This is a genomic window from Stenotrophomonas sp. SBJS02 (assembly GCF_020428325.2).
In the GTDB taxonomy this organism is placed as follows: Bacteria; Pseudomonadota; Gammaproteobacteria; order Xanthomonadales; family Xanthomonadaceae; genus Stenotrophomonas; species Stenotrophomonas africana.
Map to the genome: position 1 here is coordinate 1,221,622 of NZ_CP109812.1, position 24,461 is coordinate 1,246,082.

Annotated in this window: 20 protein-coding genes; 5 read left to right on the top strand and 15 right to left on the bottom strand. The window is 66.5% G+C overall.

Annotated elements, in window-relative coordinates:
• Window positions 1-88 precede the first annotated feature (88 nt).
• The 11 genes from mdcH to FQS62_RS05810 all read right to left on the bottom strand — a co-directional run bounded on the left by mdcH (window position 89) and on the right by FQS62_RS05810 (window position 12,149).
• The gene (gene mdcH, locus FQS62_RS05760; protein WP_208043404.1) at window positions 89-1,009 is read right to left on the bottom strand and encodes a malonate decarboxylase subunit epsilon; all 921 of its coding nucleotides are present in this window, start codon (window positions 1,007-1,009) and stop codon (window positions 89-91) included.
• Window positions 1,006-1,863: a triphosphoribosyl-dephospho-CoA synthase MdcB gene (gene mdcB / locus FQS62_RS05765; protein WP_099589061.1), complete on the bottom strand. Its 858-nt coding sequence runs from the start codon at window positions 1,861-1,863 to the stop codon at window positions 1,006-1,008. The genes mdcH and mdcB overlap by 4 nt, the downstream gene beginning before the upstream one ends.
• Entirely contained in the window at window positions 1,860-2,501 is a 642-nt protein-coding gene (mdcG, locus tag FQS62_RS05770) for a malonate decarboxylase holo-[acyl-carrier-protein] synthase (RefSeq protein WP_208043833.1), read from the bottom strand. The genes mdcB and mdcG overlap by 4 nt, the downstream gene beginning before the upstream one ends.
• Window positions 2,494-3,198, bottom strand: coding sequence for a biotin-independent malonate decarboxylase subunit gamma (mdcE, locus tag FQS62_RS05775; RefSeq protein ID WP_088480586.1), 705 nt, complete (start codon window positions 3,196-3,198; stop codon window positions 2,494-2,496). The genes mdcG and mdcE overlap by 8 nt, the downstream gene beginning before the upstream one ends.
• Before the next feature lie 2 nt (window positions 3,199-3,200).
• The gene (locus tag FQS62_RS05780; protein WP_049445969.1) at window positions 3,201-4,109 is read right to left on the bottom strand and encodes a biotin-independent malonate decarboxylase subunit beta; all 909 of its coding nucleotides are present in this window, start codon (window positions 4,107-4,109) and stop codon (window positions 3,201-3,203) included.
• The gene (mdcC, locus tag FQS62_RS05785; RefSeq protein ID WP_049445966.1) at window positions 4,106-4,426 is read right to left on the bottom strand and encodes a malonate decarboxylase acyl carrier protein; all 321 of its coding nucleotides are present in this window, start codon (window positions 4,424-4,426) and stop codon (window positions 4,106-4,108) included. Before mdcC ends, FQS62_RS05780 begins: the two co-directional genes overlap by 4 nt.
• A 10-nt stretch (window positions 4,427-4,436) precedes the next feature.
• Window positions 4,437-6,080: a malonate decarboxylase subunit alpha gene (gene mdcA / locus FQS62_RS05790; RefSeq protein WP_088480559.1), complete on the bottom strand. Its 1,644-nt coding sequence runs from the start codon at window positions 6,078-6,080 to the stop codon at window positions 4,437-4,439.
• 156 nt (window positions 6,081-6,236) lie between these two features.
• Complete coding sequence (locus FQS62_RS05795; RefSeq protein WP_049445963.1) at window positions 6,237-8,429, bottom strand: TonB-dependent siderophore receptor; 2,193 nt, start codon at window positions 8,427-8,429, stop codon at window positions 6,237-6,239.
• A gap of 324 nt (window positions 8,430-8,753) precedes the next feature.
• Window positions 8,754-10,442 carry a malate dehydrogenase (quinone) gene (gene mqo, locus FQS62_RS05800; RefSeq protein ID WP_088480557.1) on the bottom strand — a complete coding sequence of 563 codons (1,689 nt, stop codon included), beginning with the start codon at window positions 10,440-10,442 and terminating at the stop codon, window positions 8,754-8,756.
• A gap of 230 nt (window positions 10,443-10,672) precedes the next feature.
• Window positions 10,673-11,086 carry a GNAT family N-acetyltransferase gene (locus FQS62_RS05805; protein WP_226053654.1) on the bottom strand — a complete coding sequence of 138 codons (414 nt, stop codon included), beginning with the start codon at window positions 11,084-11,086 and terminating at the stop codon, window positions 10,673-10,675.
• 157 nt (window positions 11,087-11,243) lie between these two features.
• Complete coding sequence (locus FQS62_RS05810; protein WP_049445957.1) at window positions 11,244-12,149, bottom strand: LysR family transcriptional regulator ArgP; 906 nt, start codon at window positions 12,147-12,149, stop codon at window positions 11,244-11,246.
• A 137-nt stretch (window positions 12,150-12,286) separates the two neighbouring features.
• Here FQS62_RS05810 and FQS62_RS05815 point away from each other — a divergent pair, with 137 nt between their 5' ends.
• Window positions 12,287-12,922, top strand: coding sequence for a LysE/ArgO family amino acid transporter (locus tag FQS62_RS05815; RefSeq protein ID WP_005408523.1), 636 nt, complete (start codon window positions 12,287-12,289; stop codon window positions 12,920-12,922).
• Window positions 12,923-13,091: 169 nt separating this feature from the next.
• On the top strand, window positions 13,092-15,074 hold the full coding sequence (locus FQS62_RS05820) for an alpha/beta hydrolase family protein (protein ID WP_208044010.1): 1,983 nt from the start codon (window positions 13,092-13,094) through the stop codon (window positions 15,072-15,074).
• A gap of 58 nt (window positions 15,075-15,132) precedes the next feature.
• Here FQS62_RS05820 and FQS62_RS05825 read toward each other — a convergent pair whose 3' ends face one another.
• A complete protein-coding gene (locus FQS62_RS05825) occupies window positions 15,133-16,887 on the bottom strand; it encodes a peptide MFS transporter (protein ID WP_088480555.1) in 1,755 nt (584 codons plus the stop codon).
• A gap of 255 nt (window positions 16,888-17,142) precedes the next feature.
• Here FQS62_RS05825 and FQS62_RS05830 point away from each other — a divergent pair, with 255 nt between their 5' ends.
• The 3 genes from FQS62_RS05830 to FQS62_RS05840 all read left to right on the top strand — a co-directional run bounded on the left by FQS62_RS05830 (window position 17,143) and on the right by FQS62_RS05840 (window position 22,749).
• Window positions 17,143-19,107, top strand: coding sequence for an OPT family oligopeptide transporter (locus tag FQS62_RS05830; protein WP_057500138.1), 1,965 nt, complete (start codon window positions 17,143-17,145; stop codon window positions 19,105-19,107).
• Between the two features lie 213 nt (window positions 19,108-19,320).
• Window positions 19,321-21,399, top strand: coding sequence for an alpha/beta hydrolase family protein (locus FQS62_RS05835; RefSeq protein ID WP_099588815.1), 2,079 nt, complete (start codon window positions 19,321-19,323; stop codon window positions 21,397-21,399).
• A 120-nt stretch (window positions 21,400-21,519) separates the two neighbouring features.
• A complete protein-coding gene (locus FQS62_RS05840) occupies window positions 21,520-22,749 on the top strand; it encodes a DUF819 family protein (protein WP_208044011.1) in 1,230 nt (409 codons plus the stop codon).
• A 112-nt stretch (window positions 22,750-22,861) separates the two neighbouring features.
• On the opposite strand, the gene FQS62_RS05845 is transcribed toward FQS62_RS05840, so the two are convergent.
• From FQS62_RS05845 to minD, 3 genes are read right to left on the bottom strand one after another with little or no spacing between them, the layout of a single operon-like run.
• Window positions 22,862-23,341 (bottom strand): hypothetical protein, encoded by a 480-nt coding sequence (locus tag FQS62_RS05845; RefSeq protein ID WP_005412610.1) that lies wholly within the window; start codon window positions 23,339-23,341, stop codon window positions 22,862-22,864.
• 46 nt (window positions 23,342-23,387) lie between these two features.
• Window positions 23,388-23,648 (bottom strand): cell division topological specificity factor MinE, encoded by a 261-nt coding sequence (minE, locus tag FQS62_RS05850; protein ID WP_004148073.1) that lies wholly within the window; start codon window positions 23,646-23,648, stop codon window positions 23,388-23,390.
• 2 nt (window positions 23,649-23,650) lie between these two features.
• Window positions 23,651-24,460: a septum site-determining protein MinD gene (minD, locus tag FQS62_RS05855; RefSeq protein WP_049445948.1), complete on the bottom strand. Its 810-nt coding sequence runs from the start codon at window positions 24,458-24,460 to the stop codon at window positions 23,651-23,653.
• Window position 24,461: the final 1 nt, after the last annotated feature.

The window sequence follows — 24,461 nt, forward strand, 5'->3', positions numbered from 1 at the left end:
GTGACTCACGTACAGCGCGGATGGAGACCCGCCATCCCGGGGTAAGGCGACGTACTGCGTGGTGCGTGATACGTACTGCTCGAACCCGTTACCGCAGCCGCTCCAGCGCACTGCGGACCCACGCCGCGGCGCCTTCAAGGCTCTGGAATTCTTCCACCGCGCGCACTTCGCAGCACGGATAGGCCGGTGCGACCATGCGCGCCAGCGCGTTGCCCGGGCCCAGCTGCAGGAAAACCCGCGCGCCGCGCTCGAAGGCCTGGCGCATCACCTGCGCCCATTCGATGGTCTGTGCCAGGTGCGCCGACAGCGTGTGGACCGCCATTGCGCGATCCCGCACCGGTCGCGCATCGATGCCGGCCAGCAGCGGCAGGCGTGGGGCCTGCAGTGGCGAGGCATCGAGTGCGGCAGCAAACGGTGCTACCGCCGCCGCCAGCAACGGTGTGTGTGCAGGCACGTGCACCGGCAGCGGACGGATGTCCGCACCCTGCGCCTGCGCTGCATCGGCCAGCCGCAGCAACGAGGCGTGCGTGCCGCCCACGATGAAATGGTCCTGCCCGTTGGCGATGGCCACGTGCGCACCGTGCAGATCGCACAGCGGCTGCAGTACATGGCGTTCCAGGCCAAGCACGGCCTGCAGGCCTGCATCGGCGGGGCTGGCGCCGTCCATCAACTGCGCGCGCTGCGCCGCCAGGGCAAGGCAGGTGGTCGCATCGAAGCTGCCGGCGATGGCATGCGCGGCCAACTCGCCGATGCTGTAGCCCGCGATCAGCGTCGGCGTTGGCACGCTGTCGCGCAGCCCGTGCCACTGCGCCAGGCTGGCCGCGCACAGCAGCGGTTGCGCCTGCGCATTGTCGAAACGGTCGTCGGCCGCAGCTGCGGAAAACACATCGCGGCCGAGCACCGTGCTGGCCGCATCAAGGGTGTGGCGTGCGGCCGGAAGATCGCGCACGCGGTCGAACATCGCTGCGTGCTGCGCGCCTTGGCCGGGGCAGAGCAGGGCCAGGCTCATGCACGCTCCTGCTGCAGCAGGAACCCGCTGCAGGCCAACAGGTCTGCGCTGCCGCCCGGGCTCAGCCGGCGCGCGACGAAGCCCTCACCGATGCGACGCAGATGTGTCCGCCAGTCCGGCGCGAAGGTGCCGCCCGCTTCCAGGAAGGTGCGGGCCTGGCGCTGGGCCCAGCGCAGGCCGTCGGCGCCGCCACGGTGCAGCAGGTTGAGGTCATCCACGCACGCGATCAGCTGCATCAGCGTCTGGCACATCGCGGCCTCGCGTGGCAGGCCGCTGGCCAGTGCGTGACGCAGGGTAGGCAGTGCCACGCCGCGCAGCAGCGGATAGCCGGCGGCCGCTTGTTCGCGCACACCCTGCACGCCGTGCCGTGCACGCGCGCGCTGGCCAGGGCTGTTCGCATCCAGGGGTGCGTCGGCGAGCTCGACAGACCAGCGGCACACGTCCTGGCAGACCTGCTCACCCGTGGCGGCATGGCCCAGGCGGGAGCGACAAGCCGCGGCGGCCGCCACCAGCAGGCCGAGACTGAAGACCGCGCCACGATGGGTATTGACGCCGGCGGTCGCGCGCAGCATCGCGATTTCGGCGGCGATGCCACACCGGCGCAAGGCGTCGAAGTCCGCCCCGGTTGCACCGAGGTAGGCCACGGCGGTGAAATAGTGGCGCAGCGCGAACAGGCTGCGCAGGAACGTGCCGGCGTCCATGTCGTGATGGCTGCCGCTGTCGAATGGTGTGACCAGTCCGGGCTTGGGTGCCAGCGCCAGCTCCGCATGCAGGCTGGCGACGGCGAGGCGCCCCAGACGCGCGCTGTCCACGGCAGCTGCCGGCCTGACTACCGATTGCACGACGGCGTTCATGCGCTCACCCCGGCGGAGGCGAACAACGCATCGCGTAGTTCCAGTGCGGCACCATCGAGGCGCTTGACCAGTACCTCGCGGCTGCGTCCGGCGTACTCCCGCCAGTTCACGGCGGCGTCGTGGCCCAGGCACAGCTCGCCATCGACCCGCCGGTTGTGTCCGGCTTCCCATGCCTGTAGCCGTGCAGCCAGGGCATCGGCCTGCGCGGTGGTGTCGATCGGCCACAGCAGATCGACGTCCGAGCGCGCGTGCACATAGCGCAGGCCAGTAAGGTGCTGCCATGCGAAGGCACCAAATACGCGCGCCTCAGCGATGTTCTGCAGCACTTCAAGGGGCCACCGCCAGTCCTGGGGAACGTCGCCTTTCAGCACCGTCTGAAGTGCCGGCGGCGGCGTGGTGCGCAGCACATCGTGTGCTGGCACGCGCAGGCCTAGGCGCAGTTTGCCCTCGGCGGGCGGCAGGGGCACGCCGAGACGCAGGCGTGGATCGGGATCGTCGGCGGCACGCCGCGCGACGATGGCCGGGCGGCCCTGCGCAAACCAGTCGGCCAGGCGCGACTCATGCGCGGCGATGTCCGCCTGCCAGCCGGCGTGCGCTGACAGCCAGACCAGCGTATGGCGGGGCAGCCGCTCAGGCATCGCCCTGACTCACCGCTTCAGCCACGCGTGCGGCCAGCATGCGCCCGCCACGTTCGGCTCCGCGCACGGCGCGGCGGTCGCCATCGGCGGGCGTGCGCAGGGCCTGCAGAAGGTGCTGGGCAAGATCGCCCTCCCACAGCGATTCCACCGCACCCATCGCCACGTAGTTCTCCACGCCCGGTGCGAACACCGGTGAGGTCTGGCTCAGCGCCTGCAGTTTATCCAGCGGCTGCTTGGTCACCCGGGCCATCGCGCGCAGGTCCATCACCCGCACCTGCGCATCCGGCAGGGCGTGGATGTGGTCGGCCATCAGCCCGAACGAGAGGAAGCCGCCACTGACGGATTCACCGTAGACCAGCGTGACCAGTCGCGCGCCACGTCGACGCGCGAGATCCAGCGTCTGCGCCAGGTGCGCGAAACAGCCGTTGATGCCGAGCAGTTCGTCGCGGCGAGCCAGGCGCTGGCCGGCGGTGTCAACCAGCATCACGATCGCTTGCTGCGGATGCGCGGCGGTGCTGGCCAGCACCGTTTCGGCCAGTACCAGTGCGTGGTCCACGCCCACCTCGAGCTTGTCGGCGGTGCCGATCACGGTCACGTCGCCGTCGTCGGTGGTGGCGCTGCCGGTCAGCACCGAATCGTTCACCGCAACGGCATGCCCATGCGGAAACAGGGCATCGAGCAGTGTCTGCAACGGCATGCTCATGGCAGGCTCCGGTCGGCGGTGGCGATGAGGAATTCATCGGTGTCGAGCAGTGGCAGGCGTTCGGGGTGGGCAATGCCCAGCCGCGCCCAGATCTCCAGGCCATCGCGGCAATCGCTCCAGGCCTGCACGCGCGCCTTCAATGCCAGATGGCGTTCCTGCAGCGCGGCCAGTGCAGTATCCGCATCGGTACTGCTGGTATCAGGCTGCAGCGCATTGAATGCCGCTTGCGCGAACGCCTCGATGACATCGGGCACCAGCACCTGCGCCTGGTCGATCAGGTAGCGGTGCTTGCCTCCCGTTACGCGCCAGACCAGTGCGCGGTCGCGGGAATCGAACTCTTCCACGCCACGCACGGTTTCGATCACCTCTGGCCCGGACAGCGACAGCCGGCCTTCCTCGGACATGATCACCATGCTGCAGCAACGAGCAACGATGCCCATGCCACCGAATGCGCCGTTGCCGCTGCCGATCAGCGCGATCACCGGCACGCCCGCTGCACGCGCGTCCAGAGTGGCGCGCATGATCTCGGAAATGGCGATGAGTCCAGCATTGGCTTCGTGCAGCCGCACACCGCCGGTATCGAGCAGGAGCAGCACGCCGTCAGGGCGGGTTTCCGCCGCACGACGCAGCAGCCCGGTCAGCTTGGCGCCGTGCACCTCGCCCACGCCGCCGCCCATGAATTCACCCTGCTGTGCCGCCAGCAGCACGCGTCGGCCGCGCAGTGTGGCTTCGCCAACAACAATGCCGTCGTCGAACGCCGCGGGCTGGTCGAGCTGTGCCAGGTGCGGGCTCATCATCCGCCGCGCCGGGCCGAGGAATTCACGGAACGAGCCGGCATCGACCAGGCCGGCGATACGCTCGCGCGCATCGGCCTCGTAGTAGCTGTGGCGCTGCGTCCGGTTCATCGTTCTTCTCCAGCAAGCAGGGTTTCCACGGCCTGGTCCAGGCGCAGGCTGACCACCGCCGGGGTGGCACCGGCATCGTTGATCGAGATGCGTACATCGCTCAGCGGATGACGCTGTGCGAAGTCGTTGATCACCGCTTGCCACACGCTGCCGAAGCCCTTCGCGGCGGTGATGATGCGCACCGTCATCGCGCCATCCAGCGCAGCGGGTTCCAGCAGGATTTCCAGGTTGCCCGAGGCCAGCACGCCGACCAGCACCGCGTCGCGCGGAAACTGCACCGCAGTGTGGCCTTCGAATCGATAGTCGAGGGTTTCCATGCTCAGCCCCTTACCAGTTGCGGAAGCGCTTTGGCGGGTCGTACAGGCCGCCGGACCAGCGCACCAGGTCCTTCACCGAACGCGCCGCCAGCAGGTCACGGCTGGCATCGCGCACGGAGATGCCAAGGTCATCGGGACGGCGGATCACGCCGCGGTCGCGCAGGTTTTCCACCATCGCGCGGTCGCGGCCCAGGCCCACGGCGGTATAACCGGCCACGCCGCGGATCGCCTGTTCGCGCTCCTCAGGGGTGCGGCACAAAAGCAGGTTGGCGATGCCTTCTTCGGTCAGCACATGGCTGACGTCGTCGCCATAGATCATCACCGGCGGCAGCGGCATCTGTGCGCGCTCGGCCAGTTCCCAGGCATCGAGGCGGTCGACGAAGGCCGGCGCCATGTGTTCGCGGAAGGTTTCCACCATCTGCACCACCAGCTTGCGCCCGCGCGGCATCTCACCCGGGCGTGCGGCCTGCTGGCCGGCCTTGATCCAGGCCTCGCTGGCATGGCGCCGGCCACGTGCATCGGAACCCATGTTCGGTGCGCCACCGAAGCCGGCGATGCGGTCGCGGGTGGCGGTGGAGCTGTTGCCCTGCAGGTCGATCTGCAGTGTGGAACCGATGAACATGTCGCAGGCATACAGGCCGGCGGTCTGCGAGAACGCGCGGTTGGAACGCATCGAGCCATCGGCACCGGTGAAGAACACATCGCCTCGCGCGGCGATGTACTTCTCCATGCCCAGTTCCGACCCGAACGAATGCACCGATTTGACGAAGCCCGATTCGATCGCCGGAATCAGTGCCGGGTGGGGGTTCAACGCCCAGTGCTGGCAGATCTTGCCCTTCAGCCCCAGCGATTCGGCGTAGGTCGGCAGCAGCAGCTCGATGGCCGCAGTGTCGAAGCCGATGCCATGGTTGAGGCGGTTGACGCCGTACTCGGCGTAGATGCCCTTGATGGCCATCATCGCCATCAGCACCTGGATCTCGGAGATCTGCGCCGGGTCGCGGGTGAACAGCGGTTCGATGTGGTTCGGCTTCGGCGCCTGCACCACGAAGTTGACCCAGTCAGCGGGGATGTCGACGCGGGGGAGGGTTTCGACGATCTCGTTGACCTGGGCGATGACGATGCCGCCACCGAAGGCGGTGGCCTCGACGATCACCGGCGTGTCTTCGGTGTTCGGGCCGGTATAGAGGTTGCCGTGCCGATCTGCGGCCTGCGCGGCCACCAGGGCCACGCGCGGGGTCAGGTCGATGAAGTAGCGGCCGAACAGTTCCAGGTAGGTGTGGATGGCACCGATCTGGATGCGCCCTTCAGCCACCAGGTTGGCCAACCGTACCGACTGCGGGCCGGAGAACGAGAAGTCCAGTTTCGAAGCGATACCACGCTCGAATACATCCAGGTGCGACGGCAGGGACAGCACCGACTGCACCATGTGCAGGTCATGCACGCGGGCGGGGTCGAGGTCGGCCAGGGCTTGGGCGAGGAAATCGGCCTGCTTCTGGTTGTTGCCTTCCAGGCAGACCTTGTCGCCCGGTTCCAGCAGTGCATGCAGCAGTTCACCCACATCGGTGGCGGCGACCTCGCGTCCCCGGGCCCACGGCGCGGCACGTTCCAGGCGCCCCTGGCGGCTGCGTTCCAACGTATCCCAGCTCAGGTTCATCGACCGGCTTCCGATGGGTGTTGATGTAATTACGGCATAATTACAAAAAAGGATGCAACCTGCAGTGCAGCAAAAGGAAGGGCCCGCGCGGAGGCGGGCCCATTCAGGTTGGGGGTGTGCCGACCAGCGGTCGGCACCCACCGGTTCGCGAGTCGCTCAGAACTTCCAGCGCAGGCTGGCCGACACGAAGCGCGGCTCGCCGAAGTTGTTGTAGTCCAGGTTGGCCCAGTAGGTCTTGTCCAGTGCGTTGCGCACACTCAGCGTTGCGGTCCAGCTGTCGCTGATGCGGTAGTTGGCGTTGAACTGCACCAGCGAATACGCCGGCTGGTTCACCGTCACCGTGCCGCCCAGCGGGTAGGCGATGTTGTAGCCCTGCACCTTGCTCTGCCACTGCACGCCACCGCCAACGCTCAGGCGTTCCAGCGCACCGCGCAGCTGCAGCTGGGTGTTGAGCTGCAGCAGATCCTTCGGCGGGTTGGCGTACAGCAGGTCGGTGGCGGCACGGGTGACCTTGACGTGGGTGTAGCCGGCATTGACCGTCCAGCCCGGCAGGATCTCGCCGTTGACGTCCATCTCCCAGCCGCGCGCCTTGGTGCCGTTGACGCCGATGTAGGCGGAGGTGCCATCGCTCAGCGAACCTTCCGGCACGCCCATGTCACGCACGGCGTAGTTGTCCTGCTTGGCCTCGAACACGGCAGCATTGGCGGTCAGGCGGCCGTCCAGCCACTGGGTCTTGATGCCCGCTTCCAGGTTCGAGCCCTGTACTGGTGCCAGCAGGTTCTCGTTGCGGTCCTTGAAGTTCTGCGGGTTGAAGATCTCGGTGTAGCTGGCATAGGCCGACACGTTCGGGGTGATGTCGTAGACCAGGCCCACGTAGGGGGTGACTTCATCGCTCACTTTGTACGCACCGCTGGTGCCGGTGTAGGCGCCTGCGGCGTTGTACGAGCGGCTGAGGGTTTCCCAGCGGCTCAGGCGTGCGCCGGCAATCAGCGACAGCGGATCGGCCAGGCGCAGGCGGGTGGCCAGATAGACGCCACTCTGCGTGGTCTTGGCCACGCGGCGCGCGCCGGTGCGGCGGTAGGTCACCTCGGAGATGTCGCCATTCCAGTTGTACACGTTGGGAATGTAGTAGCAGCGCTCGCCGCCGCAGCGCGCCCAGTCGTTCGGGAAGTTCAGCGCCAGGGTGTTGGTGGTGCCTTCCAGGTCCGACCACTGCGCGCCGACGGTGAGGTCGTGGTCGCGGCCGAACAGCGGGAAGCTGCCGGTCAGGTAGGCATCGACATTGCGGCGGGTGTCCTTCGAATCACCGGCGGCCGCGCGCAGGTAGATGCCCGAGCCGGTCACCGGGTCCGGGTTGCCGGTGCCATATAGGCGCACGTTCTGCACGTTGCCGCGGGTGTAGGCGGTGTTGATCTTCAACAGCCAGTTGTCGCCGAAACGCTGTTCCAGGTTGGCGAAGGCGGTATTGCTCTCGCGCTTCCAATAGCTCCACTTCGGCGACAGGTTGGTCGAGCGCGGCAGGTGCGCGAAATTGCCCTGGCTGTCGAAGAACGGCACGGTGCCCCAGGTTGAACCGGTGGGGTTGTTGTCCTGGCTCTGGTAACCCAGGGTGATCGTGGTGCTGTCGGTGATGTCGCCTTCCAGCACTGCCATGCCGGCCATCTTGTTCTCGTCGTAACGGTCGTAATACAGGCCACGATCGGTGTAGGCGGCGACCACGCGGCTGCGGAAGCGGCCGTCGGCGGTCAGCGGCGCGGTCACATCCGCCTCCATGCGACGGTAGTCCCAGCTGCCGGCGCTGACCGCGAACGACGCGTCGAACTCCTTGCCCGGGCGCTTGCGCAGCAGGTTGACCGTGGCCGAGGGCACGCCGGCGCCGCTGAGCAGGCCGTTGGCGCCGCGGATCACTTCGATACGGTCGTAGAAGGCAGTGTCGTATTCCTGGTTGGTGGAGCCGCTGTAGGTGGGGATGCCATCAACCTGGAAGTCGGTGATGGCAAAGCCGCGCGCGTAGTACAGCGGGCGCTGGGTGTCATAGAAGGACACGCTGACGCCGGTGACGTTGCGCATCACATCGTTGATGCTGAACAGCGACTCGTCCTGCAGGCGCTGCAGGCTGATCGCAGTGGCCGACTGCGGGGTTTCCTGCAGGGTGATCGGCAGGCGGGTGGAGCTGGAGGGCGGAGCGGACTGCTCGGCACGCACGCTCACCCGGTCCAGGGTCTTGGCGTCGGCAGCGCCATCGGTGGCGGCGAACGCGCTGGGCGCGGCCAGCAGGGTCAACGACGAAAGCAGGGCAGCCGGCAGCAGCGCGCGGCGGGGCAGGCGGTTACGGAAGGTCAGGGGCATGGTGGGCTCGAGGCTCGGAAGCGGGGAAGGGCGGCAACAGTCGTCCAGCACCCGGGGCGGCGGCTTCGGGCACGGTCAGGTCCATCTGGAAAGGCGCGGTCACTGCGCAGGACGCAAATGTAAATAATTCTTAACAACATTACAATTCGCGTCATTGTGCGCAGGGTTCCCGGCACGGGGCATCGCTTTCCGTAGAGCCGAGCCATGCTCGGCTGCTTTTTGCCGGAGCCGAGCATGGGCTCGGCTCTACAGGCGATGGCCCGCCCAAACGCAAACGGCCACCCGAAGGTGGCCGTCCGTCTGCAGCAAAAGCAAACTGCGGGCTTACAGCGCCTGCAGTTCCTCATTGGCGTTGCGCTTTTCCTTGGCCGCTGCCGGCACTGCAACCGGAGCGGGCGATGCCGCGTTCGCATCCACCGGCACCTCCAGATACGGCAGATGCAGGGTCTGGCTGGTCAGCGTACGGATCTCATTGACCAGCGCGGCGCTGTCGTTGAGCTTGCGCCCGTACGACGGCACGATCTCGCGCAGGCGGGTTTCCCAGCCGGCCTTCATCTGGTCCGGGAAGGCCTTGGCCATCAGGTCCAGCATGATCGGCGGCGAGGTCGACGCGCCCGGCGAGGCGCCGAGCAGGGCGGCGAGGGTGTGGTCCTTGTCGGTCACGATCTCGGTACCGAACTGCAGCACCGGGCCCTTCAGCGGATCGCGCTTGATGATCTGCACGCGCTGGCCGGCGGTGACCAGCTTCCAGTCACCCGGCTTGGCGTTGGGGAAGTACTTGACCAGTTCGGCCTGGCGGTCGGCATCGTTCAGGCGCGCCTGGCCCATCAGGTACTGCACCAGGTCCAGGTTGTCCTTGCCCACTTCCAGCATCGGGCCGACGTTGTTGTGGTTGACCGAGGAATACAGGTCCCACCACGAGCCGTGCTTGAGGAACTTGGTGCTGTACAGCGCGAACGGCCCGAACAGGACCACCGGCTTGCCGTCCAGCTTGCGTGCATCCAGGTGCGGCACCGACATCGGCGGCGAACCGGTCTCGGCCATGCCGTAGGCCTTCACGCCATGGCGGGAGGTCACGTCCTGGCCCTGGAAGGCGAGGAACTGGCCACCGACCGGGAAGCCGGCGTAGTCCTTCGATTCCGGAATGCCCGACATCTGCAGCAGCTTCAGTGCGGCGCCACCGGCACCGATGAACACGAAGCGGGCGTGGGTGGTGGACTCGGTACCGGCCTTGAGGTCCTTCACCGTCACGTTCCAGCTCTTGTCGGCGTTCTGTCGCAGCGCGCTCACTTCATGGTTGAGGTGCAGGCTGAAGTTCGGGCTGCGCTGCAGGCCGGTGGTCAGCTGGCGGGTGATCACACCGAAGTTGACGTCGGTGCCCAGCGGCATCCAGGTCGCGGCCACCTTCTGCTTCGGGTCACGGCCTTCCATCAGCAGCGGTGCCCACTGCTTGATCTGTGCCGGATCCTCGGAGTACTGCATGCCATAGAACAGCGGATTCTTCACCAGGGCCTGCTGGCGCTTGTGCAGGTAGGCAATGTTGTCATCGCCCCAGACGAAGCTCATGTGCGGGGTCGGGTTGATGAAGTCGCTGGGCTGGCTCAGCCGGCCTTCCTTCACCTGGTGCGACCAGAACTGGCGCGAGACCTCGAACGATTCGGCGATGCCGACCGCGCGCTTGGTCTCGATGCTGCCGTCGGGCAGCTCCGGGGTGTAGTTCAGTTCGGCGAAGGCCGAGTGACCGGTGCCGGCGTTGTTCCAGCCGTCGGAGCTTTCACCGGCGACGCCGTCGAGGCGTTCGTAGACCTGGATGTTCCAGTCCGGCTGCAGTTCCTGCAGGTAGGTGGCCAGGGTGATGCTCATGATGCCGGCGCCGACCAGCACAACATCGACGGGCTTGTCGTTGCTGGCGGCGGGCACCGAGCGCTGGGTCAGCGGCCAGTACAGGAACAGCGCGGCGGCCAGCAACAGCAGCACGAGCAGGGCGAGAAGAGCCTTGCCAAATTTCTTCATGGGGGCGGGATCGTTGGCGGAGGGGAAGGGGTCAGGATGCGCGTGGGGCAGGGAAAGGGCGTGAAGAAACAACGCCTTGCAACATCCTGGCGCGATTCTAACCGGTTCCGGTCCTTTTTGATGCAACGCAGCATCCGATGTTTCGCGGTCCCGTCACCAAGGCGGGCGGGGCCGCTCTGGCGATCGCATCCGTGGTAGCGCCAAGCCATGCCTGGCGGCGACGCCTTCAATCAGACGAGCTCAAGAATCTCATCGCCGGCCTCATCAATCTCGCCGGTCGGGCGCCAGCCCAGGCGCCGGTAGAAGCCATGCGAGCGCGAACGCGGGTCGGCCGAACAGGCCAGGAACAGGCGGGTATGGCCAGCATCGCGGGTCAGGCTCACCACTTCCTGCAGCAGTTGGCGGCCGATGCCGCGGCCTTCGTACTCTGGAAGCAGGGCCAGTACCAGCACCTCGCCGCTGTCGCGGTCGGCAAAGCAGTAGCCGGCCATGCGCTCGCCCTCCCAGGCGACGCGGCCAATCGAATCGCCCTGGGCGATGCCGGCCGCCCAGCTGTCCCCGGTGATGCCCAGCTGTGCCAGCTGCTCGGCACTGAAGGCGTTCTCGCGGGTGCGCCCGCGCAGGTACACGGGCATGCCGGACATCCTTGTAATGGTCGGCCCGCCAGTATCCGCATCGCGCATGGACCTGGTGTGTAGGCTCGATGGAGATCCGATGGAGCAGAAAAGGGGACGGAGGGGATTAAGTCGTCTTTGCCCCGTATGTCGTTTGGCCTTGAACGCCTTGATCCCCGTCCCCTTTTCAGCGCTTGCGCCGGATCAGTGCCGAGGATGCATCCAGCACCGCGCGGGTCAGCAGCGCCATGGTCTGCACGTCGCCCTTCCAGTGCTGCCAGTACAGCGGCACGTCTTCCCACGCGCGCTGGCGTACGTAGACCAGCCGGCCGGCGTCCAGGTGCCGCTTGACCAGCGGCAAGGGGTTCATGGTCCAGCCCATGCCGCCCAGGTTGGCCTGCACGAAGGCGCGGGTGGAGGGAATCCACCAGGTCGGTGCAGTGCTGGGCAGGTCGTCGCCCGCCATGCGCCGGGCGAAGCGCGACTGCATGTCGTCCTTGCGGTTGAACACCAGCACCGGCGCCTGCGCCAGCGCCTGCGCGGTCACACCCTTGGCGAAATGACGCTCGCGGAACTCCGGCGTGCAGGTCGCCGCGTAGCGGATGCTGCCCAGCGCATGGATCTGGCAGCCCTGCACCGGCTCGTCCAGCGTGGTCACCGCGCCCAGCACCGTGCCCTGGCGCAGCAGCTCCACGGTGTGGTCCTGGTCCTCCACGCGCAGGTCCAGGGTGGTGCCGGTGCTCTGTGCGAACTGCGAGGCGGCCTGCGGGAACCAGGTTTCCAGGCTGTCGTGGTTCACCGCTACCGGGATGCTGGCCTGTGGCAGATCCTCGTCGGCCAGACCCATCCGGTGCAACGCATCGTGTTCGAGCAGGGCGGTCTGCTCGGCCAGCTGCACCAGCAACTGGCCTTCGGCGGTGGCGGTGGCCGGGGTGCCACGCTTGACCAGCAGCCGGCCGATCCGGTCCTCCAGCGCCTTGACCCGCTGCGAGATGGCCGACGGCGTGACATTGAGCGACTGCGCGGCGCGGTCGAAGCTGCCTTCGCGGATCACTGCGGCCAGGGCACGCAGCTGGGCATGATCGATACGCATGGAATTAAGTTCCGCTAATGTTGGTTTAGGAAGTTTAGCTCGTCTTTTCCATGTTGCGGCGCGACAATGGCGCCCGTTCCGGTGCTGTCCGCCTTCGCGAGGCACCGTCCCCCAAGCAAGCAAAGGCAGTGAATCCCATGTTCTCGGTCATCTCCGCCAGCACCGGCCTCGGTGCCTGGTTCTCTGGTGCAGCTACCGGCATCGGCCTGTTCGCCGTGGTCGGCGCCCAGAGCGCCTTCATCCTGCGCCAGGGCATCCTGCGCAAGCACATCGTGCCGGTGGTTGCCACCTGTGCGGCCATCGATGCGATCTTCATCTTCGCCAGCGTGGCCGGCCTGCGCACGCTCACCTCGGCACTGCCGTGGCTGACCACCGCCGTGCTGTGGACGGGCGTGGCGTTCCTGGCCTGGTATGCGATGAAGTCGGCACGTCGTGCGATCGCCGGTGGCGGCGGCATGGGCGAGGCTGACAGCGACGACGGCAGCCGCCGCGCGGTGCTGATGGCTGCGGTCGGTTTCTCGCTGATCAACCCGCACTTCTGGCTGGACATGATGGTGATCGGCTCGATCGCCGAGAACTTCGGCAACGCCCGCATGGCTTTCGCCGCTGGTGTGGTCACCGCCAGCTGCCTGTGGCTGACCGCGCAGGGCCTGGGCGCACGCCTGCTGGCACCGCTGTTCACCAAGCCCAGTACCTGGCGCGTGCTCGACGGCACCATCGCGGTGATCCTCAGCATCCTGGCCCTCACGTTGGCGGTGCGCGGGGTCCACTGACCCGGCGCACGCCCCCCGAACCCACGTCCTGACTCTCTCTCCAAGGTAGTGGTAACGACGGCACCGGCAACGGTGCCGTCGTTTTTTTTGTGCCGATGTGGCGCGGCAAACGGTCACGTGCCTAGAATCGTGCATCCGGACAGGGTGTCCGGTTTTCCATGGGGGAAGGATGCGCAGGATTGTGCTGGCTGCACTGTTGGGAGCGGCTGTGGGTGGGGCATCGGCCGCAACGCTGGACCTGGATCGCTATCTGCGGCAGGAGTCGTTTACCGACATCAAGATTTCACCGGGGGGCGAGTACATCGCCGCGACGGTTCCGCTGGAGGCGGGAACCGCGCTGGCGATCTATCGCATTGCCGACATGAAGATGGTCGGCAGCTTCCGTCCGCCCCGCAACGATCACGCCCACACCTTCGACTGGGTCAGCAACGAGCGGCTGCTGGTGGGCATGGCACAGAAGTTCGGCGTGCTGGACCGGCCGACGCCGACCGGCGAACTGTTCGGTATCAATGCCAACGGCAAGGGCGGCGAGCTGCTGGTGGGGTACCGGGTTGCCGACCAGAGCCTGGGCACCAACATCAAGGTCAAGCCGGCAGGACTGGTGGCCGCGTACCTCAGTGATGAACTCAAGGACGATGATCGCAATGCACTGGTGACCGTGATCCCGCTGGTCGGCAATTCGCACGCACAGGTCGAGCGCATGGATGTGGTCACCGGTCGCCGCAACGCGGTGGCACGGGCTCCCATTCCCGATGCGGACTTCACGATCGATGAGCAGGGCGAAGTGCGTTTCGCACGTGCTGTCGTTACCGATGGCACGCAGAAGCTCTACTACCGCACAGGCAGCAACAGCGACTGGATCCTGCTCAACGATGAATCCTTGAGCAAGCACATCGAGCTGCCCCTGGGCTTCTCGGCCGACGGTCGCCTGGCGTACCTGCAGGTCGAGCAGGCAGACGGACCTGATGCCATTGTCAGCTGGGACCCCCAGAGCAATGAACGGCGCACCCTGCTGCGCGATGAGAGCGCCGACCCCGCGCGCATCATCCGGCGCCCCGGCAGCCGCGTGCCGGTCGGGGCACTGTTCCTTGGCGGTGCGCCGCGAACGGCATTCTTCGATGACGCCTCGGACGAAGCTCGCCTTTACCGCAGCCTCGAAGCGGGCCTGGGCGGCGCGGCCTACGTCACCTCCAGTACACGCGATGGCAAGACGGTGCTGGTGGAAACCTGGTCAGGCAGCAATCCGGGCGATTTCTATCTCTATGACACGGTTGGCAAGCGTGCACGGCACCTGATCAGCCGCAGCGACTGGATCGACCCCGCGCTGGCGGCGGAGGTGCGTCCGATCAGCCTGAAGGCGCGTGATGGGCGTCCGCTGCATGGCTTCCTTACCGTCCCGCATGGCCGCGACGCCCGTGCGCTGCCGATGGTGGTGGTGCCGCACGGAGGTCCGATCGGTGTCGCCGACGATGGTGGCTATGACAGCGAGGCACAGATGCTGGCCGCGGCAGGTTACGCGGTATTGCAGGTGAATTTCCGCGGCTCTTCCGGCTATGGCCGGGCCCACGTGCAGGCTGCGCGCAAGCAATGGGGACTGTCGATGCAGGATGACGTCACCGATGCCACGCGCTGGGCGATCGAACAGGGCGTGGCCGACAGGAACCGCGTCTGCATCTACGGGGCCAGTTACGGTGCCTATGCGGCGATGATGGGGGCGGTGCGCGAACCGGGCCTGTACCAGTGCGCGGCCGGCTACGTCGGCATCTACGACCTGCCGTTGATGTACGCGCGCGGAGACATCCAGAGCGATGAGTCAGGCCTGGCCTACCTGCGCAACTGGCTGGGATCGCCCAAGGATCTGGCAGAGCGTTCCCCGGTGAATCTGGCCGCGCAGGTGCGGGTGCCGGTATTCCTGGCCGCGGGTGGCCAGGACCAGCGTGCGCCGATCATGCACAGCGAACGCATGGAAGCTGCGTTGAAGAAGGCCGGTTCGCCGGTGGAAACCCTGTACGTCAAGAACGAAGGACATGGTTTCTATTCTCCCGCCAATCAACGAACGTACTACAGCAGGTTGCTGGCCTTCCTCTCGCGCAGCCTGGGGGGACAGGTGGCTGGGCAGGCGACGCCTGCGGAGAAGAGCAGCGCGCCCTGAACAAGCCGAGGGCGGCGGATGATCGTTCCGCCGCCCTGGTTTTCCGAATGCGCGGGATTTACTTCACCCCGTGCATCATCTTCTTCAGCAGCGGCGCGGCAATGAAGGCGGCCAGCGCACAGCCCAGGCCGATCCACATCAGCAGCCAGAACAGGTGCGCATAGGCACCGGCGGCGGCCACCATGTCCAGCGATTCGCCTTCCGGCACCTCGATCGCAGCCAACTTGCCGAACAGCGCGGCCAGCGTTTCCGAAAATGCCGTGGCGAGGAACCAGGTGCCCATCATCAGGCTCATCACCCGCGGTACCGCCAGCTGGGTGACCGCCGACAAGCCGACCGGCGACAGGCACATCTCGCCACTGGCCAGCAGGAAGTAGGCCAGCACCAGCCACCACACGCTGGCCATCTCGCCGGTGGCGCCCACCTGCTGCGCGGCCAGTGCCAGCGGCACGAACGACAGCGCGCCGATCACCAGGCCCCAGGCTGATTTGACCGGCTTGCCCGGTTCCCAGCCGCGGCGGTCCATCCACGTCCACAGTGCGGCGAAGGCCGGTGCCAGCAGCACCAGGAACAGGCCGCCGAGGTAGGTCAGCGAGCCGGCGGTCTGCGGAATCACCAGGCAGTCGCGTACCAGCAGCACCAGCATCAGCACGACGATGGCGGCGAAGAACGTGCGTGGCGCAGATGAGCCCGGACGACGCTCGGACAGCCGCGCGCTGACCACGAAGCCCAGCGGTGCCAGCAGCAGCGAGATGATCGACCAAGGCAGCGGCGTACCGCCGGTGATCACCAGCGAGGGCACGATGTCCTTGGTCAGCAGGCGGTCGGTGAAGGTCACCCACGAGCCGTAGGACTGCTCGTACATCGTGAAGAACACCAGCGCCATGAAGATCAGCACCATCAGCGCGATCATCTGCTGGCGCTGCACCGGCGTGCACTTGCTGCCGGTGAACCAGGCGAACCAGACCAGCACGCCGCCCAGCACCACCAGCATCAGCATCAGCGCCAGGCTGACTTCACCACCCAGCGCGAACGCGCCGTTGCCGGCCGCCCACATCAGCCACGCCACAGGCAGCACACCGAGCACCGCGCATAGATAGATGAGCCATTCGCGCGGCAGGCCCAGCACCTTCTGCTTCAGCGCAGCCGGCTGCGGTGGCTCGGCGTGACCCTGCAGGTATTTCTGGCCCCACAGGAACATCGCCAGGCCGGCCAGCATGCCGATACCGGCCGCACCGAAACCGTACTTCCAGCCGTAGGCCTCGCCGAGGAAGCCGCACACCAGCGAAGAGAACAGCGCGCCGAGGTTGATGCCGGCGTAGAACAGCGAGAAGCCCGAGTCGCGGCGCGGGTCGTCCTTGGGGTAGAGCTTGCCGACGATGGTGGAGATGTTCGGTTTCAGGAAACCGACGCCCATGATGATCAGCGCGAGCGAGAGGTAGGTCACTGCCAGCGCCGAGGTGTCGCGCACCACTTCACCGTTGACCCGGTAGGCCGCGTGACCCTCGAACGCCATGCCGAGGTGGCCGAGTACCAGCAGGATGCCGCCGAACAGCACCGCCCGGCGCATGCCCAGCCAGCGGTCGGCCAGCATGCCGCCGAACACCGGGATGCAGTACACCAGGCCACCGTAGGCACCGAGCAGGTCCAGGCCGGCCTTGTCGCCGAACAGGTGGTACTTGGTCAGGTAGAGCAGCAGCAGCGCCTTCATGCCGTAGAAGGAGAAGCGCTCCCACATTTCGGTGAAGAAGCAGACGTAGACGCCCTTGGGATGGCCCAGGAAGTCGTCGGAAGCGGTAGCGGCAACGGTCATTGACGGCGGGGACTGCGGAAAGGGCGCGATTATAGAAGGGGAGGGGCCGGATCACGGTGCTTATGACAAATGCGACTTAATCCCCTCCGTCCCCTTTTTGCTACAGGTGTGGCCTGGCCTTGCCGGATCGGCCGGTTGGCGTTGCCGGGCGGGTCGGGGAGTGCGTTGGGCCATGTCCGGCGGTGACCATGCGCACTGGACTTGCCGCCCCCTGAACGCTAGCGTGATCGGGATTTTTTGCCAGCAGGGGCTTCCATGAACCACGACGCTGCGCCCAAGCAGCTCACCTTCCGCGCAGTGGCCCTGGCCATCGTGCTGGCGGTGGTGCTGTCGGCCGCAAACGCCTACCTCGGTCTGTTCGCAGGCCTGACCATCGCCACCGCCATTCCCGCCGCGGTGATATCCATGGGCGTGCTGCGCCTGCTGGGCGGTGGCTCCATCCTTGAAAACAACATCGTGCAGACCGGCGCTTCGGCCGGTTCGTCGATCGCCGCCGGTGTGATCTTCACCATCCCGGCGCTGGTGATCATGGGGTACTGGCCGGACTTCAAGTACTGGTGGGTGCTGGGCATCGCCGGTCTCGGCGGCCTGCTGGGCGTGCTGTTCTCGGTGCCGCTGCGCCGTTCGATGATCGTCGAAGACCCGCTTCCGTTCCCGGAAGGCAAGGCGGCGGCAGAAGTGCTCAAGGCCGGTGAAAACCCGGGCCCGGGCCTGAAGATCCTCGGCCTGTCGGCGGTGATCGGTGCCTTCGTCAAGCTGGCCGCGGAAAGCGGCATGCGCCTGATTCCCGATGCCTGGGCCACCTCGGCCTACGTCGGCAGTTCCAAGATCACCGCCTTCATCGGCACCAACCTGTCGCCGGCGTTGCTGGGCGTGGGTTACATCGTCGGCCTCAACGTCGGCATCGTGGTGGTGTCCGGTTCGATCCTGACCTGGCACATCGCCATTCCGATCTACCAGGCGTTCTTCATGAACACCGATCCGGCACTGGCCGCGTCGGTTGCCGCGGCTTCGTCCACCGAGGCAGCGTTCGCCATCTGGGGCGCGAAGATGCGCTACCTGGGTGTCGGCGCAATGCTGATCGGCGGCATCTGGACCCTGATCTCGCTGCGCAAGTCGCTGCTCAACGGCGTCAAGAGCGGCTTCGCCGCCGCCCGCAAGAGCGGTGGTCCGGTACTGGCGCACACCGAGCGCGACCTGCCGATGAAGTGGATGCTGGTCGCCCTGGTGGTGTTCGTGCTGCCGCTGCTGGCCCTGTACCAGGCCATTGTCGGCCAGTGGCACGTGTCGATCCCGATGACCCTCATCATGATCGTCGCCGGCTTCCTGTTCGTGTCGGTCTCGGCCTACCTGGCCGGCCTGATCGGTTCGTCCAACAACCCGGTCTCGGGCATCACCATCTCCACCATCCTGTTCGCCTCGGCCGTGCTGGTCGTGCTGCTGGGCAAGGATGGCCTGCAGCCGGTCGGCGCCTTCGGCGCGCCGCTGGGTGCGGTGGCCGCGATCATGATCGGCGCGGTGGTGTGCTGTGCCGCAGCGGTCGGCGGTGACAACCTGCAGGACCTCAAGGCGGGCTACATCGTTGGCGCCACCCCGTGGAAGCAGCAGCTGATGCTGGGCATCGGTGCGTTCTCGTGCGCGCTGATCATGGCGCCGGTGCTGAACCTGCTGGCCACCGCCTACGGCATCGGCGTGAAGTCCGAGCTGCACCCGAACGCACTGGCCGCGCCGCAGGCCAACCTGATGGCCTCGGTGGCCAAGGGCCTGTTCGGTGGCGAACTGCCCTGGACCTTCATCGGCATCGGTGCCGTGGTCGGTGCCGCCATCATCGCGTTCGACAGCTGGCTGAAGTCGCGCAATGCCCGCTTCCGCGTGCCGGTGCTGGCTGCCGCCATCGGCATCTACCTGCCGCTGGAACTGATGGTGCCGATCTTCCTCGGCGGCCTGATCGCCTACCTGGTCGAGCGCTTCCACAAGGTGCGTGCCGATGACGAGGAAGGCCGCGACCGCGTGCACAAGCCGGGCGTGCTGTTCGCCGCCGGCCTGATCACCGGTGAGGCACTGATGGGCATCGCCATCGCGATTCCGATCGTGGTCAGCAGCCGCGCCGACGTGCTGGCCGTGCCGTTCCACCTGCCGGGCGCACAGTGGATCGGCCTGGCCGTGCTGTTCCTGGTTGGCTGGCTGATCTACCGCACCGGCAAGCGCGCCGTGGCGTAAGGGATGGGTAGTGCCGGCCGCTGGCCGGCAACGCCAACGCAATGCCGGCCAGCGGCCGGCACTATCGTCGCCCCCCCCGACAGACCGCGCTACGGCGCGGTTTGCTTTTTCTGGCGGCGGGACCGCCCCCCACCGGCGGCCATGACCGATGGCCTTGGCAGCCCCGGCCGCACGGGCCTACCATCGGTTTTTTGCCGTCCTGCGGAGACCCCGATGAAACTGCGTCATGCCCTGCTGCCACTGAGCCTGCTGGCCGCCCTGCCCAGCGTTGCTGCTGCCCGTGGCCTGGAAGTCCGCGACATGGTGGCCATGGACCGCGTCTCCGCACCGGTGCTGACCGCTGACGGCGGCACCGTGGTGTTCGCCAAGCGCAGCGTGGACGCCAACCTGAAGGCCTCCACCGCGCTGTTCGCGCGCAACCTGCGTACCCGCGATGCGGCCCCGCCGAAGCAGATCACCCCGGCCGGCTGGAACGTCAATTCTGCTTCGCTGTCGGCCGATGGTCAGACCGTGTACTTCCTCAGCGCCAAGAACGGCAGCCAGCAGCTGTACGCGCAGCCGATCAGCGGCGGCACCCCGCGCCAGCTGACCGATTTCCCGGTGGACGTGGACAGCTACCACGTGTCGCCGCAGGACGACCGTGTGCTGTTCAGTGCCGGCGTGTTCCAGGCCTGTGCCTCGGACCTGGCCTGCACCGAGAAGAAGCTGAAGGACGTTGCCGGCGCCAAGGCCAGCGGCAAGGTCTTCGATTCGCTGTTCGTGCGCCACTGGGATACCTGGAACGACGGCCGTCGCAACACCCTGTTCGTGGCACCGCTGCCGATGGCCAAGGCTGGTGCGGTCAAGGGCGCTTCGGCACTGAGCGCGACCATCGATGGCGATGCACCGTCCAAGCCGTTCGGCGGCAATGATGATTTCGCGTGGTCGCCGGATGGCGCCAGCGTGGTCGCCAGCATCCGCGTGGCCGGCAAGCAGGAGCCGTGGTCGACCAACTTCGACCTGTACCGCTTCGACGCTGCGGGCAAGCAGGCACCGGTCAACCTGACCGCCTCCAACCCGGCCTGGGATGCCGGCCCGGTGTTCAGCGCCGACGGCAAGACCCTGTTCTACCGCGCGATGAAGCGCCCGGGCTTCGAGGCTGACCGCTTCGGCCTGATGGCGATGGACCTGGCAAGCGGCAAGACCCGCGAGATCGCCCCGCAGTGGGATCGTTCGGCCGGCGGCATCACCCTGTCCGCCGACGGCGCCAGCATCTACACCACTGCAGATGACCTCGGCGAACACCCGCTGTTCCAGATCGACGTGGCCAGCGGCAAGGCCACCAAGCTGATCGGCGACGGCAGCGTGACCTCGGTGGACGTGGCCGGCAACAGCGTGGCCATCACCCGCAACAGCCTGAAGAGCAACGACCAGGTGCTGGTCGGCCTGCTGCCGGCTGCGGGCGAAGCCATCGGCGAACTGCGCGCGCTGACCCCGGCCGCCGGTGACGTGCTGAAGGACGTCAACTTCGGCGACTTCGAACAGTTCGAGTTCAAGGGCTGGAACAACGACACCGTGCGTGGCTACGTGGTCAAGCCGCACAACTACCAGGAAGGCAAGTCGTACCCGGTCGCGTTCCTGATCCACGGCGGCCCGCAGGGCAGCTTCGGCAATGGCTGGAGCTATCGCTGGAACCCGCAGACCTATGCGGGCCAGGGCTACGCCGTGGTGATGATCGACTTCCACGGCTCCACCGGCTACGGCCAGGCGTTCACCGATGCGATCAGCCAGCACTGGGGCGACCGCCCGCTGGAAGACCTGCAGAAGGGCTGGGACGCAGCGCTGAAGAAGTACTCCTTCCTCAACGGTGACAAGGCCTGTGCGCTGGGCGCCAGCTACGGCGGCTTCATGGTCAACTGGATCGCCGGCAACTGGAACAGCCCGTTCAAGTGCCTGGTCAACCATGACGGCGTGTTCGACCAGCGCATGATGGGCTACGCCACCGAAGAACTGTGGTTCACCGAGTGGGAGCAGGGCGGTACCCCGTACCAGAAGGCTGCGAACTACGAGAAGTTCAACCCGGTCAACCACGTCGCCGACTGGAAGAAGCCGATCCTGGTCATCCATGGCCAGCAGGACTTCCGCATTCCGGTCGAACAGGGCCTGGCCGCGTTCACCGCTGCCCAGCGCCAGGGCATCGAATCGAAGTTCCTGTACTTCCCGGATGAAAACCACTGGGTGCTGAAGCCGAACAACAGCATCCTGTGGCATGACACCGTCAACGCCTGGCTGAAGCAGCACATCGGCAACTGATGACTGCAGCGCCGCCCTCCGGGGCGGCGCTTTTGTCTCCGCCGGTGGGTGCCGACCGTTGGTCGGCACACCTTCCACCAACAGCAGCCGAGCATGGCTCGGCTCTACACGAGCACCTGCATGATCCAGAACGACATCGTCGTCTTCGGTTTGATCGCCGCCACGCTTGGCGCCGTGTTCTGGACCGCCTCGCGCGAGCAGGGCCTGTGGAAGCGCTTCTATACCTTCGTCCCAGCGCTGCTGCTGTGCTACCTGATTCCCGGCATCTACAACACCGTCGGCCTCATCGACGGGCAGAACACCAAGCTCTACAAGCCGATCGCGCGCGACATCCTGCTGCCGGCGGCGCTGATCCTGCTGACCCTGGCAGTGGACATCAAGGGCATCCTGCGGCTCGGCCCGAAGCTGGTGCTGATGTATCTGGGCGCTTCGGCCAGCATCATGCTCGGTGCGGTGGTGGCGTTCCTGGTGATGCGCGCGATCCATCCCGACACCGTGGCCGGTGACACCTGGGCCGGCATGGCCGCACTGGCCGGCAGCTGGATCGGCGGTGGCGCCAACATGCTGGCGATGCGCGAAGTGTTCGACGTCAATGCGACCACCTTCGGTCAGTTCGCGGTGGTCGATGTCGGCGTGGGCTATGTGTGGATGGCCGCGCTGATCTTCCTGGCAGGACGTGCGGCGAAGATCGATGCACGCAGTGGCGCTGATACCTCGGCCATTGATGAACTGAAGGAGCGCATCGCGCGATTCCAGGCCGAGCACGAGCGTATTCCCAGCCTGACCGACCTGATGCTGATTGTGGCGGTCGCCTTCGGCGGTGTTGGTCTGGCGCATGCGATCGGTGCACCGCTGGCAGCGTGGTTCAAGGCCAATGTCGGCTGGGCCTCGCAGTTCAGCCTGGATGCGCCGTTTGTGTGGGTGGTGGTGCTGTCCACCACGCTGGGCCTGAGCCTGAGCTTCACCCGTGCACGCAATCTCGAAGGCGCGGGCGCATCGCGGCTGGGCTCGCTGCTGCTGTATTTCCTGATTGCCTGCATCGGCATGCAGATGGATCTGCTGGCGTTGCTGGATCGCCCATGGCTGTTCCTGCTCGGCCTGATCTGGATCGCCGTGCACATCGCGCTGCTGTGGTGCCTGGGCAAGCTGCTGAAGGTGCCGTTCTTCTACTTCGCCATCGGTTCGCAGTCGAACATCGGTGGCCCGGCTTCGGCACCGGTGGTGGCCGCGGCGTTCCATCCGGCCCTGGCGCCGGTGGGCGTGCTGCTGGGCACGATGGGCTATGCCACCGGCACGTACCTGGCCTATATCGTCGGCATCACCCTGCGCGCGCTGGCCGGGCAGGGATGATCCTGTAGGGCCGAGCCCATGCTCGGCTGCTCTTCGTCGTCACCTGCACGAATACAAAAGCAGCCGAGCATGGGCTCGGCTCTACAGTAGATCCACGCCACGCGTGTGCGCTTTACGCCACCGGCAATCCGCGTTCGATCAGCCACGCCTTCGCGTCTTCGGCGTCCTGTTCGAACCACGCCTGGGTAGACCCCAGCCGATACGTATACCCCCAGGCATCCATGTCGGCCATCAGACGCGCACTGCCGACACCAGGCAGCTGCCCGGCCAGCACGATCTGCAGGTAGCAGGTGGCATCTTCCTCGGCAACCGAGTCGGTGGCGTCGGTGTGCACCTGCGCACGTCGCTCCGGCGGCAGCACGATCAGGTGGCAGGCTTCGTGCAGCATCGAGTGCACCGGCGTGTCATCGCGCACGTAGACGTTGCTGGCGATGATGCCGGCCTCGGGTTCGCCCCAGTAGCTGCCGGGAATCGGTTCACCGGCCGCCACGTGGTGCAGCCGCAGGCCATGCGCGGCGAGCAGGCACTGCGCATCGGCGAAGGCGATATCGCCCACGCAGGTGATGTCCACGGCGGTTGTCGTATCGGTCATGCGGGTCGGGCAGCCCCGCCCATGCAGGCACGGGCGGGGCAGGAGATCAGGGTTTGTCCGGGCCTTCAGGCAGCGCCACGGAGATGTCCAGCACATCGTGCTGGCCATCCTTCACCAGGTCGACCTTCACTGCATCGACGTCGATGTTCACGTACTTCTTGATCACTTCCAGCAGCTCGCGCTGCAGCAGCGGCAGGTAATCGGGGCCGCCGCGGTTGCTGCGTTCCTGCGCGATGATGATCTGCAGGCGGTTCTTGGCGGTTTCGGCGGTGGTCTTCTTCGCTTTGAGGAAATCAAACAGGCCCATGCTTACCCTCCGAACAGCTTGCTGAAGAAGCCCTTCTTCTCGACGTTGGTGAAGCGCATCGGGCGTTCTTCGCCGAGGATGCGCGCGACGGCGTCGTCGTAGGCCTGGCCGGCAGCGGACTCGACATCCAGGATGACCGGCTCGCCCTTGTTGGAGGCGTTGAGCACGTCACCCGACTCGGGGATCACGCCGATCGCCTTCAGGCCGAGCACTTCCTCGACGTCGGCGATGCTGAGCATCTCACCGCTTTCCACGCGCACCGGGGTGTAGCGGGTCAGCAGCAGGAAGGCCGGCACGTCCTGGCCGGACTCGGCCTTGTGGGTCTTCGAATCGAGCAGGCCGATGATGCGGTCCGAGTCGCGCACCGACGACACTTCCGGGTTCACCACCACCACGGCGCGGTCGGCGAAGTACATCGCCAGGAAGGCGCCCTTCTCGATGCCGGCCGGTGAGTCGCAGATGATGTAATCGAAGCCGTCGGCGGCCAGATCCTTCAGGACCTTGCCCACGCCTTCCTGGGTCAGTGCGTCCTTGTCGCGGGTCTGCGAGGCGGCCAGCACGTACAGGTTCTCGAAGCGCTTGTCCTTGATCAGGGCCTGCTTGAGGGTCGCTTCGCCGTGCACGACGTTGACGAAGTCGTACACCACACGGCGTTCGCAGCCCATGATCAGATCGAGGTTGCGCAGGCCGACGTCGAAGTCGATCACCGCAACCTTCTTGCCGCGCCGTGCCAGGCCGCAGGCCAGGCTCGCGCTGGAAGTGGTCTTGCCGACGCCGCCCTTGCCGGAGGTGACTACGATGATTTCAGCCAAA